General features: G+C 68.2%; 10 protein-coding genes. 5 read left to right on the top strand and 5 right to left on the bottom strand.

Translation table 11 applies throughout. The features are described 5' to 3' along the window. Positions 1 to 40 precede the first annotated feature (40 nt). From IE224_RS10160 to IE224_RS10145, 4 genes are read right to left on the bottom strand one after another with little or no spacing between them, the layout of a single operon-like run. Entirely contained in the window at positions 41 to 2,152 is a 2,112-nt protein-coding gene (locus IE224_RS10160) for a hypothetical protein (protein WP_191310061.1), read from the bottom strand. Further along, a complete protein-coding gene (locus IE224_RS10155) occupies positions 2,149 to 4,902 on the bottom strand; it encodes a DUF4159 domain-containing protein (RefSeq protein WP_191310059.1) in 2,754 nt (917 codons plus the stop codon). The genes IE224_RS10160 and IE224_RS10155 overlap by 4 nt, the downstream gene beginning before the upstream one ends. Further along, entirely contained in the window at positions 4,902 to 5,771 is an 870-nt protein-coding gene (locus IE224_RS10150) for a DUF58 domain-containing protein (RefSeq protein ID WP_191310057.1), read from the bottom strand. Before IE224_RS10150 ends, IE224_RS10155 begins: the two co-directional genes overlap by 1 nt. Then, the gene (locus tag IE224_RS10145; RefSeq protein WP_191310055.1) at positions 5,768 to 6,775 is read right to left on the bottom strand and encodes an AAA family ATPase; all 1,008 of its coding nucleotides are present in this window, start codon (positions 6,773 to 6,775) and stop codon (positions 5,768 to 5,770) included. The genes IE224_RS10150 and IE224_RS10145 overlap by 4 nt, the downstream gene beginning before the upstream one ends. Positions 6,776 to 6,839: 64 nt before the next feature. On the opposite strand from IE224_RS10145, the gene IE224_RS10140 reads away from it, so the two are divergent. Both IE224_RS10140 and IE224_RS10135 read left to right on the top strand, forming a co-directional pair. Next, a complete protein-coding gene (locus tag IE224_RS10140) occupies positions 6,840 to 7,382 on the top strand; it encodes a DUF1285 domain-containing protein (protein WP_191310053.1) in 543 nt (180 codons plus the stop codon). After that, on the top strand, positions 7,382 to 8,143 hold the full coding sequence (locus IE224_RS10135) for a hydroxypyruvate isomerase family protein (protein WP_167621516.1): 762 nt from the start codon (positions 7,382 to 7,384) through the stop codon (positions 8,141 to 8,143). The genes IE224_RS10140 and IE224_RS10135 overlap by 1 nt, the downstream gene beginning before the upstream one ends. Positions 8,144 to 8,183: 40 nt before the next feature. Here the strand turns inward: IE224_RS10135 and IE224_RS10130 are convergent, their stop codons facing one another. After that, positions 8,184 to 8,597, bottom strand: coding sequence for a hypothetical protein (locus IE224_RS10130; protein ID WP_191310276.1), 414 nt, complete (start codon positions 8,595 to 8,597; stop codon positions 8,184 to 8,186). Between IE224_RS10130 and typA the strand changes: the two genes are divergently transcribed. The 3 genes from typA to ahcY all read left to right on the top strand — a co-directional run bounded on the left by typA (position 8,520) and on the right by ahcY (position 12,988). After that, positions 8,520 to 10,340 carry a translational GTPase TypA gene (gene typA / locus IE224_RS10125; RefSeq protein ID WP_167621515.1) on the top strand — a complete coding sequence of 607 codons (1,821 nt, stop codon included), beginning with the start codon at positions 8,520 to 8,522 and terminating at the stop codon, positions 10,338 to 10,340. The two genes, IE224_RS10130 and typA, sit on opposite strands and share 78 nt — an antisense overlap. A gap of 290 nt (positions 10,341 to 10,630) precedes the next feature. Then, a complete protein-coding gene (locus IE224_RS10120; protein WP_191310051.1) occupies positions 10,631 to 11,281 on the top strand; it encodes a TetR/AcrR family transcriptional regulator in 651 nt (216 codons plus the stop codon). Between the two features lie 315 nt (positions 11,282 to 11,596). Further along, positions 11,597 to 12,988 carry an adenosylhomocysteinase gene (gene ahcY, locus IE224_RS10115; protein ID WP_191310049.1) on the top strand — a complete coding sequence of 464 codons (1,392 nt, stop codon included), beginning with the start codon at positions 11,597 to 11,599 and terminating at the stop codon, positions 12,986 to 12,988. Positions 12,989 to 12,991: the final 3 nt, after the last annotated feature.

Genomic DNA, 12,991 nt, shown 5'->3' with positions numbered 1-12,991 from the left:
TTTTTCCCGGTTAGCAATGCGCTTGCCCCTTGGCAAGCGTTCAGCCGGATGCCGGTCGGGCCGTGGGCGCGGCCTTGCCGGGCCGTCCCTCGCGCAGCCAGCCGGTCAGGATCAGCCCTGCGACCAGGATCAGCCAGGCCCAGCCGGGCAGCAACGGCCGCCGTTCCAGCCCGGTGACCGAGGCCGCCTCGCGCGGGGTGATCGCGATCCAGTCGCCCAGGGCCGCCGCGCCGTGGGCGTTTCGGCCCGGCGCCACGCTGCGCAGGTCGGGGATGCCGTCCGACAGCGACACCACGCCGCCGCCTGTCGCGTCCACCAGCGGCTGCAGTGCCCCCGCGTCCGCCACCGTCTGCTCGAACTCGCGCGGCGCCGCCGGGCCAAGGGCCAGGACGCGACGCAGATCGCCGTCCTGCAGGCGGTAGAGGCCCGGTTCAGGCGCGGTCCAGTCGGCTGTGAAACGGCCCGGCCCGGCCTCGGTCAGCGCAACTTCCTCGGTCTGGCCGTCGGGGCGGGTGACCACCAGCGGGCCGGCGCTGTCGCCCATGGTGCGGCGCGTGAAGCGGACTGCAAGATCACCCGAGACGTCGGCAAGAAGCGCCTCTTCCTCAAGCTCGGGCTCCTTCATCGACCAGTGGGCGATGCGGCGCAGCAGTTCAAGCTGCGGCCCGCCGCCTTCGAAACCGCGCCCCCACAGCCACACCTGGTCCGAGGTCAGAAGCGCCACCCGCCCCTCGCCCACCCGGTCCAGGATCAGCAGCGGCTCGTCGTCGATGCCGGTCATCGCCACCTGCGCTTCGGGGTCGGGCTGGACCGTCGCCATGCGCAGCCAGCGGCCCCAGCTGGGATCGTCGCCTTCGGAGCCAGGCAGGGCGGCGGTCACGGGATGGCGCTGCCCGTCCTCGGTCAGGCGGGGAAGAAAGGGTTCTTCCAGGACGCGGCCAGTCGGGCGGGCGGGCAGGATGCGGCCCAAGGGCGACAGGTAAAGGCTTTCCACCCCGGCCATCTCGGGTCCGGCAGATACCAGGATCGCCCCGCCGTCTTCGACATATTGGGCGATGTTGAGGTAGTAATCCGGCGGCAGGATGCCCCGCACGCTGTAGCGGTCGAAGATGATCAGGTCGAAATCGCCGATCCGCTCCATGAACAGTTCCTGGGTCGGGAAGGCGATCAGCGACAGTTCGTTGACCGGCACGCCGTCCGACTTGTCGGGCGGGCGCAGGATGGTGAAGTGGATCAGATCGACCGCCGCGTCGGATTTCAGCAGGTTGCGCCAGGTGCGTTCGCCGGCATGGGGTTCGCCCGACACCAGCAGCACGCGCAGGCGGTCGCGGACGCCGTTGATGCTGATCGCGGCAGTGTTGTTCCTGTCGGTCAACTCGCCCCCCTCGGGCGCGTCGAAGCCGATCTGCACGACATTCTGGCCCGCGTGATCCAGCACCAGCGGCAGGCTGATCGGCTGGCCCAGGGGAACGGCCACGACCTGTTCGTCCTCACCGTCAAGCGACAGGCGCAGGTTGACCGAACCCGTCTGCGCCTCGGGCGGGACGGCGCCCTGATCCTCGATCCGCAGGCGGATGGTGACTTCCTGGTCGATCAGGCCGAAGGCAGGCGCCTCCTCGATCACCAGGCGGCGGTCCCAGTCCTGGGGGCGGCCGGTCAGCAGGACATGGACCGGCGCGGGAACGGATGCGGGCAGCATCGCGGGGTCGTGCAGGCGGCCATCGGTGACGGTGATGACGCCTGCAAGCCGGGTTTCGGGTTCGGCGGCGATGGCGCGGGCCATCTCGGTCGCAAGCAGCGTGCCGTCGTCGTTGTCCCTCACCGTCACGCGGCGCAGTTCTGTATCGGGCAGCGCGGCGATCTGGCGGGTCATGGCGTCCACCGCGGCATCCGCCTGTGCGGTCCGTTCCGGCAGGGTCTGGCTGGCCGACCTGTCGTCGATCAGGATCACGATGTCCGACAGCCCGGCCCGGCTGCCGATCTCCAGCGCGGGTCCAGCCAGGGCCAGGGCGGCCGCAAGGCCTGCAAGCCCGCGCCAGGCCCAGCCCCGCAGGCCGCGCCACAGCGCGAAGCCTGCCACCAGCAGCGCAAGCACGGCCAGGGCGGCAATTGCCCACCAGGGCAGCAGCGGGTCGAAGCGAAGCTGGGTCATGGGCCAAGCGTCTCCTCGGTCCGCATCCGATCCAGCAGGGCGGGCACATGGACCTGGTCGGATTTGTAGTTGCCCGTAAGCACATACATGATCAGGTTCACGCCGAACCTGAAGGCCATCTCCCGCTGCATCTCGCCTTCCCAGCCGCCGCCGATGGGAAAGGTGGGATAGCCGTTCTCATCCACGGCCCAGGCCTCGGCCCAGGAATTGCCGCCGATCACGACCGGGCTGACGCCGTCGTTGAGCTGACGGAAGGGCACGCCCTCGGCCGCCTCGGCGCCCGCAGGGGGCGCTTCCAGCCAGACCGGGTTGCCTTGCCAGCGGCCCGGAAAATCCGACATCAGGTAAAAGCTGCGGGTCAGGACGTGGTCGTCCGGCACCGGCGCCAGCGGCGGTATCTCCAGCGGCGCCGCAAGGGCTTGCAGCGCCTGCGACATATCGGGGCCCCCCACGCCGGTCACGTCGCCGTCGCGCGTGTCGAACAGGATCATCCCGCCCGAACGCATGAAGTGGTTCAGCCGCACATAGGCCTGGGGCGAAGGCGCGGGCTGGCTGTCGGTGATCGGCCAATACAGGAAGGTCAGCACCGAGAGTTCGTCCCGGTCCAGGTCGATGGCAACCGGATCGCCCGGCTCGACCGAGGTCCGCTGCGACAACAGCATCGACAGGCCCCGCAGCCCTTCGCGCGAGGCTTCGTCGACGCGGTCGTCACCCGTGACCACATAGGCCAAGGCGACCTCGTTGGCGGCGCGGGCCAGTTCCGGGTTCACGTCCTGCGCCATGGCGGGCGGGCCGGGCTGGACCAGCAGCGCCAGCAGCAGTCCCGCAGCAGCAACGCGTCCACCCCGCGCCAGCATGGCCGAGCCAAGCGCATCGACAGCCAGGATCAGCGCGGCCAACGCGAGCAGCACGCCCTTCAGGTCGCGCCCGCCGGTTGTGCCCACGGCTTCCACCGCGGCGCCGGGCCATTGGGCCAGGACCAGCGGCCCGCCGGCATTCAATGCCACCCTGCGTTCGCCTGCGGCATAAATGCCAGCCGGGCGGTCCGGGCCCGCGCCAAGCGCCAGATCCGCCGCCGCGACAGGGGCCATCCCTTCGGCGGGCGAGGCGCGGCCGAAGCCGTCCAGAACCTCTTCCGGCGTCCAGAAAGGTTGTTCGCGGTCGTCGGCGGCTTCCTGGGCCGGGGTAACGCGGGCGGTCTGGACCAGCCGGTCCAGCATCTGGACGAACAGGCCCGAGATCGGCAGGTTCGACCATTCTGCATTGGCCGTGACATGGAACAGCACGACCTGCCCCTGCCCCAACCGGGCACGGGTCACCAGCGGCGTGTTGTCCGAAAGCGCGGCCAATGTGCGTTCGGCCAGTTCGGGGGCGGGCTGCGCCATCAGTTGCGCGCGAACCGCCACATCCTCGGGCGCGGTCAGGCCCGCGAATACACCGTCGGCGGCAAAAGGCGCGATGCCGCGCGGATCGCCCCAGGACAGGGCGCCGCCAATGTCGCGCCCGCCCTGGCGCAGGGCCACGGGGATCAGGGGTTCGTCCTGCAAACCCTCGAAGGCGGCCATGCGCGGACCGGCAAAGCGGATCAGAAGCCCGCCTTCGTCCACCCAGGCGGCAAGGTCATCGGCCTCGGCCAGATCAACCTGGTCGGCCAGCACGATCACGTCGGGCGCGGTGTTCAGCACGTCGCCCAGCCCACCCTCGACCAGATCGGTCGTGGGCGTCAAGGCGCGGCGCAGGTAGTGAAGCTGGGACAGAAGCTGCTGGCCCTCGGCCTGGCGATCCGCCTCGCCCACAAGGCCCACCTTGCGGCGCTTCACCCGGTCATCCGCCAGCACGACCGCGCCCGCATGGGCCTCGCCCTCGATCTGGAAGCGGGTGATGCGGTTGCGAAGTTCGGGCGGCAGGTCGATCGCGGTGGGGCGGGTGGTGACGCCGGCGGCGGTCGCGGCCTCTCCGGGCGTCAGGCGGGCCAGTTCGCGTTCGACGCCCTGCGGGTCGGGACCGATGGCGAGGATGGCGGGTGCCAAGTCGTCGGTCGCGGCCAGCGTCAGCGAGGGCGTTTCGCCCTCGTGCAGCGACAGGGACCGGAGAGCGCGGGCAGGCGGGACGACGGTCACCGGGCCACGCTGGGACAGCGCCCCAAGCCAGGCGGCGCGGTTCGGGTGATCCAGCCCGTCGGTGATCCACAGGGTCGCAAGCTGGCCCTCGGGCGCATTGGCCAGCAAGGCGGCGGGATCGTCGGGCAGGCCAGTTGGCCAGGCGGCGGGCTGCGCGGCCCGCAGGCCCGCAAGCAAGGTATCGGCGGGGGCAAAGGGCAGCGCGCCCTGCGCCGCCTGCCCGTCGGCCAGCAGCAGCGCGGCGGGGCGGCCGTCGGCGGCGGCCTGGGTCAGGGCGGATTCGGCGCGGGTCAGGCGCGCGGGCCAGTCGGGCGCGGCAGCCCAACCCGCATCCAGGACCACCAGCAGCGGCCCGCTTTGCCCCGATGCCATGACCGGCTTCCAGCTTGGCCCGGCAAAGGCCAGGATCAGCGCGGCGACGGCGGCAAGGCGCAGCAGCAGCAGCCACCACGGCGTCCGCCGCGCGACCGGCACGCGGTCCAGCAAGCCGCGCAGCAGCGCCACGCCCGGAAAGGCCACAAGGCGCGGCGCGGGCGGCAGGGCGCGCAGGATCACCCACAGGATCGGCAGCGCGATCAGCGCGGTCAGCACCCAGGGGGCCGCGAAGCCTATGGGACCCAGCATCAGCATCAGTCGGCAAGCACCTGATAAAGCCAGCTCAAGGCCGTGGCGGGCGGGTGGCCGGTGCAATGGTGGCCGAACTGCCAGCCCGCGCCGGTTGCCTGACGGCGCAGCCAGTCGCGGCGTTCGAACAGGCGGGCCAGATAGGCCTCGCGCAACCCGCCCGCGTCGCGGCTGTCATGGCGGATCGCGCCAGACAGCGACCGGAACAGGACCGCGCCGGACCAGGGAAATACCTCCTCGTCGGGGTCGAGAACCTGCATCAGCACGCCCTTCACGCCAATCCCGGCGGCGCGGGACAGCAACCCCTGGACCCAGGCTGGATCGTCCAGGAAATCCGACAGGATCACCAGCCGCTGGTTGGGGCGCAGCAGATCGACCGGGGGCGCATCGGCGTCGCCCCGCGCGGCCACCATTGTCGCGATCTGTTCCGCCAGCCGGTCCGCCTGGACCCGGCCCGCGCGGGCAGGCTGGCCCAGAAGCCCCACCTTCTCGCCCCCGCGCAACAGCACCATTGCCAGGGCCAGGGCCAGAAGCTGCGCGCGGTCGGACTTGGTCGGGCGGTCGGCGGCCCCCGCATAGCCCATCCCCTGCCCGGCCGAAATCCACAAGCCCACCGCCTGCGCGGTCTGCGCCTCTCGGTCGCGGACGAATTGGGTGTCGGACCTGGCCGAGCGGCGCCAGTCGATGGATCGGGCGGTATCGCCGGGCCCGGCGGGGCGATACTGCCAGAAATCCTCGCCCGGACCGCCCCGACGCAACCCGTGGGCGCCGGGCGCGATCATCGCGGCCAGGCGTTCGGCGGACAGGATCAGCGCGGGCAGGTGTCCGCTTGCCGTCTGCGCCCTGGCGCGGAGGTCGGCGGGCGACGCGGTCATGCGGCCTGGCGCGCCCCGAGCCGGTCGTCCAGCAACTGACCGATCACGCCGTCCACCGTCTCGCCCCGCGCGCGGGCCGAGAAGGACAGCGCCATGCGGTGGCGCAGGACCGGGGCGGCCATCGCCTCGACATCTTCCAGCGTCGGGGCAAAGCGGCCGTTCAGCACGGCACGCGCGCGGGTCACCAGCATCAGCGCCTGCGCGGCACGCGGTCCCGGCCCCCACATCAGGCTGTCGCCCAGGAAGGGGGCCGTTTCCGCCCCGCCCGGACGGCAGGAGCGGACCAGATCCAGGATCGCCTCGACCACGCCCTCGCCCACGGGCATCTGCCGGATCAGGCGCTGCGCGGCGATCAGACCCTCGGCGTCGAAGGCCGCATGGGCGCGCGCATCCTCGACCCCGGTGGTGGCCAGAAGGATCTGCCGTTCCGTGTCGCGGTCGGGATAGTCCACGTCGATCTGCAGCAGGAAGCGGTCAAGCTGCGCCTCGGGCAGCGGATAGGTGCCTTCCTGCTCGATCGGGTTCTGGGTGGCAAGCACGTGGAAGGGCCGGCCCAGGGGGCGGTGCTGGCCGCTGATCGTGACCTCCCGCTCCTGCATGGCCTGCAGCAGGGCTGACTGGGTGCGGGGGGATGCGCGGTTGATCTCGTCCGCCATCAGAAGCTGGGTGAAGACCGGGCCTTCGATGAAGCGGAAGGCGCGGCTGCCGTCGGGCAGCACATCCAGAACCTCGGACCCCAGGATATCGGCGGGCATCAGGTCGGGCGTGAACTGGATCCGCTGGCTGCCCAGGCCCAGGACCGTCGACAGCGTATCGACCAGCATCGTCTTGCCCAAGCCCGGCTGGCCCACCAGCAGCGCGTGGCCGCCCGACAGGATCGCCGCCAGCACCTGTTCGACCACCTGGTGCTGGCCCACGAATTTCTGTTCGATGCTGGAACGGGCATTGCCGAGGGTCTGGCCTAGCTGTTCGACCCGCTGCACCAGACTTTCATCCGAAGCCATGACAATGCCCCCTGACTGCTCTACACCAGACCATAAGGGGATAACCGAAAGACGACTACAAGGAATGGCAGATCGCGGTGACAAAGCTGTGAGCGCCGAGGGCATTGCCGCAGCAGCCAGCAAGGTGGCCAAGGGCGGCCTTCCGCCGGTGCATCTGTGGAACCCGCCCTTCTGCGGCGACCTGGACATGGAGATCCGCGCCGACGGCACCTGGTTCCACGAAGGCACACCCATCGGCAGGCCCGCGATGGTGCGGCTGTTCTCTACCATCCTCAAGCGCGAGGGGGACCGCTTCTTCCTGGTCACCCCGGTCGAGAAGGTGGGGATCCGGGTTGCCGACGCACCCTTCGTGGCCGTCGATGCGGATATCGTGGCCGATGCCGTGGCCTTCACCACGAATGTGGGGGACAGGGTCACGGCGGGGCCGGAGAACCCGATCACCCTGCGAGGAACGGCTGACGAACCGCGCCCCTATGTCCATGTCCGCGCCGGGATGGAGGCGCTGATCGACCGCAAGACCTTCTACCGCCTTGCCGCCGCCGCCACCGAACAGGACGGACGCGCGGGAATCCGGTCGCAGGGCGTCTTCTTCCCGTTGGAGCCCTGATGCCCCGGTTTGCCGCCAACCTGACCATGCTGTTCACCGAACTGCCGATGCTGGACCGATTCGCGGCCGCGGCGGATGCGGGTTTCGAGGGGGCAGAGATCCTGTTCCCCTATGACATCCCTGCTCGCGACCTGTCGCGTGCGGCGATCTCGGCGGGGCTGGAATTCGTTCTGATGAACACTCCCCCGCCGAACTGGGCCGGCGGCCCGCGCGGTTTCGCCGCCGAGCCGGGACGAGAGGACCGTTTCCGCAGCGACTTCGACCGCGCCCTGCGTTTTGCGGGCGCGCTGCGGGCGCGGCACATCCACATCATGGCGGGCTATGCCCAGGGGCCAGAGGCACAGGACAGCTTTGCCCGCAACCTGGCCTGGGCTGCGGCCCGCGCGCCCCATGTAAGCCTGACGATCGAGCCGCTGAACCCCAAGGACCAGCCCGGCTATTTCTTGGCCGACTTCGGCCTTGCGGCCGAGCTGATCGCCGAGGTCGGCGCGCCGAACCTGGGCTTGCAGTTCGACAGCTATCACGCGCACCTGATCACCGGCGACGCGATGGCGACCTGGCGCAGGCACGCGTCGATCATCCGCCATATCCAGATCGCAAGCGTTCCGGGGCGGCACGAGCCAAGCGGCGGCATGATCGACCACCAGGGCTTTTTCGCGGCCCTGGATCATTCCGGCTACAAGGGCTGGGTCAGCGCCGAATACAATCCCGCCGGGCTGACGGCGCAAGGCCTGGGCTGGCTGCCGCGCCGGATCGGCTGACAGGCAGCGGGCCGGGAACCTCGGTTGCACATTCGCGTTATCACGATGACGCCGTTCGGAAAATCCGAACCTCGGACGCAATCATCAGCGGAGACAACCCATGAATTCCATCATCTACATCGTCGGCCTGGTCGTCGTCGTCCTGTTCATCCTGTCCTTTCTTGGCCTTCGCTAAGACGACTTGCACGGACGGCTGACGCATCCCTGCAGCCGGCATTGGCAAAGGCCGATGGACCGGCATCCTGTCCCGGACGCCCCCGCCACCCAACGTGGCGGGGTTTTCCGTTGCGTCGGCAGGCAGCGGCCGTTTTCCAGTTTTCATCTGGTGTTTTTGCCCGCGATTGTTTAGGGCGACCGCAAATTGAAAAGGTCGCCCATGGATATCCGCAACATCGCCATCATTGCTCACGTTGACCACGGCAAGACGACCCTGGTCGACCAGCTGTTGCGTCAATCCGGGTCCTTCCGCGAAAACCAGGCCGTCGCCGAACGTGCGATGGACAGCAACGACATCGAACGCGAACGCGGCATCACCATCCTTGCCAAGGCCACCTCGGTCGAATGGAAGGGCACGCGGATCAACATCGTGGACACCCCCGGCCACGCCGATTTCGGCGGCGAGGTCGAGCGCATCCTGTCCATGGTCGACGGCGTCTGCCTGCTGGTCGACGCGGCCGAAGGGCCGATGCCGCAGACCAAGTTCGTCACCTCGAAGGCGCTTGCCCTGGGCCTGCGCCCGATCGTGGTGCTGAACAAGGTGGACAAGCCCGCAGCCGAACCCGACAACGCGCTGAACGATGTCTTCGACCTGTTCGCCAACCTGGGCGCGAATGACGAGCAACTGGATTTCCCGCATGTCTACGCCTCGGGCATCGGCGGTTGGGCGGACGAAACGCTGGACGGTCCGCGCAAGGACATGTCGGCGCTGTTCGACCTGATCCTGTCCCACGTCCAGCCGCCCAAGCAGATCGCCCGGTCGACCGAGCCCTTCCAGATGCTGGCGACCACGCTGTCGGCCGATCCCTTCCTGGGCCGTCTTCTGACCGGCCGGGTCGAGGCTGGCCGCGCCAAGGCCGGCGACACCGTCAAGGCGCTGTCGCGCGACGGCGAACGGATCGAACAGTTCCGCATCAGCAAGGTCCTGGCCTTCCGCGGCCTGACACAGACCCCCATCGACGAGGCGCAGGCCGGCGATATCGTCACCCTGGCCGGCATGTCCAAGGCCACCGTGGCCGACACCATTGCCGCGCTTGACGTGGATACCGCCCTGCCCGCCCAGCCGATCGACCCGCCCACCATCAGCGTGACCTTCGGCATCAACGACAGCCCTCTGGCCGGCCAGGACGGCAAGAAGGTCCAGTCCCGCGTCATCCGCGAGCGCCTGATGCGCGAGGCCGAGGTCAACGTCGCCATCAAGGTCGAGGATACGCCGGGCGGCGACGCCTTCATCGTCTCGGGCCGGGGCGAATTGCAGATGGGCGTCCTGATCGAGAACATGCGCCGCGAGGGCTTCGAGCTGTCGATCAGCCGCCCCCGCGTGATCTTCCGCGAGGAGGACGGTCAGCGGCTTGAGCCGGTCGAGGAAGTCATCATCGACGTGGACGACGACTATACCGGCGTCGTCATCGAGAAGCTGACCGGCGAACGCAAGGGCGACATGGTCGACATGCGCCCGGCAGGCCACGGCAAGACGCGGATCGTCGCCCATGTGCCGTCCCGGGGGTTGATCGGCTATCACGGCGAATTCATGACGGACACGCGCGGCAACGGCGTGCTGAACCGCATCTTCCACGGCTGGACCCCCTACAAGGGCCAAATCCAGGGCCGCCGCCAGGGCGTGCTGATCAGCATGGAGGACGGCGTGTCCGTCGCCTATGCGCTGTGGAACCTGGAAGACCGCGGCAAGATGTTCATCGGCGCACAGGAACAACTGTATCAGGGCATGATCATCGGCGAACACAGCCGCGACAACGACCTGGAAGTGAATCCGCTCAAGGGCAAGAAGCTGACCAACGTCCGCGCGTCCGGCACCGACGAGGCCGTGCGCCTGACGCCCCCGGTCCGCATGTCGCTGGAAGAAGCCATCGCCTATATCAACGACGACGAGCTGGTCGAGGTGACGCCCAAGAACATCCGCCTGCGCAAGCGTTTCCTGGATCCCCACGAACGCAAGCGCCAATCCCGCGCGGAAGGCTAGGCCGGGACGCGACCTGTCGTTTTAGCGAAGTTCGCAGCAGCCTTGCTGCGTGTTACCTTGTTTCATGGGCCCCGTGTCGGGATCGTCAGTGGTTATGTTCAGTCGTTGTTCACCGGGTTTCCTCGGCCGTTCCGGCATAGCTGCCGGCAGGACCGCCAGGATCCTGTCCAGCCGGATCGGTGGCTTGGCGGGGAACCTTGGTGAACGTGGTTCGTTCCGTGTCAGGGAACATCCGTCGCATGACGCCCCGGGTCGGCCCTGACATGAGCGTGGTTGATCAGGATCGTGCCGTGAGCAGACATGACGACATCATGAGGGGGCTTGGCCTGCATGGGCAGGCCGTGGTGGCGACCCTTCAGATGATGGATGATCTGGACCGGCGAGATCCGGATCTGGAACAGGTTGCAGCGCGCCTGGGGATCGACCCGTCCGACCTGCAGCGCATCTTTCCCGACAAGCACAGCCTGCTTCTGGCGGTGGCCGAACAAGCCTTGGTGCGCCTGATGGATTCCTGCACCAAGGCGGTCGTCAAGGTCGATCCCGGTGATGCGGTCGGGCAGTTCCTGGCGCTTGGAAAGGCCTATATCCGCTGGGCAGCCGACCACCGCATCCAGTTCCGGATGATCGCAAGCCACCCCAGTCTGAACGTGGGTCGGGTGCCGGAACTGCGGCGCTACCTCGATTCGGTGATCGACCTGATGACGCGGATGCTGGAACGCGCCCGCGACGCAGGGCGTCTTCGCGATGACGAGGACATCCCGATGCTGGTGATGTCCTCGCGCATCTTCGTTTATGGCCTTGCCCAGATGGTCGTCGATGGCCGGGTCGAGGCATTGCGGCCCGCCCGCACGCCCTTGGAAGCCGCCGAACAGGCCTTGTCGGACTTCGTGCAGCGGATCGCCCGGACCGCGACGGTGAAGCTTCGGCGGAAAGGCGGCTGATGCCGTCGGGCCGCCACGCGTTTTGTAAAACGCCTTTCGAGCCTGTGCAGTCGGCCCGCCAAGGCCGCGCCCCGGCTTAAACCTATTTTCAGATTCCTTTGACAACCTGGCGTCGGGAGGGTCTTTCCCCGACTTGCGAAGGCTTGTCGCATCAAAGGGGGATGTGCGGCGCACCGCCGTCCTCCGGGCTGCGGCGGATCTGGGGTTCCGCCGCAGCCACATAGGGGCGCCAGGGCATATCCCTTTTCCCTTTCGATTCCGGCCCGCTTGGGCTATCCGGGCAGGGTTGCAAGAATAGACGAAAGACGAACCGCCGTGACCGACTACATCATCAGGGATATCTCGCTGGCCGGTTACGGCCGCAAGGAACTGGACATCGCCGAAACGGAAATGCCCGGCCTGATGGCGCTGCGCGCCGAATACGGCGCGGCCAAGCCCCTGGCGGGCGCGCGGATCGCAGGCAGCCTGCACATGACGATCCAGACCGCCGTGCTGATCGAGACGCTGACGGCCCTTGGCGCCGAGGTCCGCTGGGCGTCCTGCAACATCTATTCGACCCAGGATCATGCCGCGGCCGCGATCGCCGCGACCGGCGTGCCGGTCTTCGCCATCAAGGGCGAGACGCTGGCCGAATACTGGGCCTATACCGACAGGATCTTCCAGTTCGCCGAGGGCACGGCGAACATGATCCTGGACGACGGCGGCGACGCGTCGATGTATGTCCTGCTGGGCGCCCGGGTCGAGGCGGGCGAGACCGGCCTGATCGACGTGCCGACCAGCGAGGAGGAGGAGGCGCTGTTCGCGCAGATCCGCCGCCGGATCGCCGAGACGCCCGGCTGGTTCGCCCGCCAGCGCGACGCCATCAAAGGCGTCAGCGAGGAAACCACCACCGGCGTCCATCGCCTTTATGACCTGCACAAGAAGGGCCTGCTGCCCTTCCCCGCGATCAACGTGAACGACAGCGTCACCAAGTCCAAGTTCGACAACAAATACGGCTGCAAGGAATCGCTGGTCGACGGCATCCGCCGCGCCACCGACACGATGATGGCCGGCAAGGTCGCCGTGGTCTGCGGCTATGGCGACGTGGGCAAGGGCTCGGCCGCGTCCCTGCGCGGCGCGGGCGCGCGCGTCAAGGTGACGGAAGTGGACCCGATCTGCGCCCTGCAAGCCGCGATGGACGGATACGAGGTCGTCCTGCTGGAAGACGTGGCCGCCACCGCCGACATCTTCGTCACCACCACCGGCAACAAGGACGTCATCCGCATCGAGCATATGCGCGAGATGAAGGACATGGCGATCGTCGGCAATATCGGCCATTTCGACAACGAGATTCAGGTGGCGGCGCTTCGCAACCACAAGTGGACCAACATCAAGGACCAGGTAGACATGATCGAGATGCCTTCGGGCAACCGCATCATCCTGCTGTCCCAGGGCCGGTTGCTGAACCTGGGCAATGCCACGGGCCATCCGTCCTTCGTGATGTCGGCCAGCTTCACCAACCAGGTGCTTGCCCAGATCGAGCTGTGGACCAAGGGCGACGAATATGCGCCGGGGGTCTATATCCTGCCGAAGGCGCTCGACGAAAAGGTCGCTCGGCTGCATCTGGACAAGGTGGGCGCCAAGCTGACAGAACTGTCGCGCGAACAGGCCGACTATATTGGCGTGACGCCCGAAGGTCCTTTCAAGTCAGATCATTACCGGTACTGAGTC

The organism is Paracoccus aerius (genome assembly GCF_014656455.1).
GTDB lineage: Bacteria > Pseudomonadota > Alphaproteobacteria > Rhodobacterales > Rhodobacteraceae > Paracoccus > Paracoccus aerius.
Note: the sequence above shows the minus strand (reverse complement) of the source record. Positions and strands in the feature narration are given on the sequence as shown.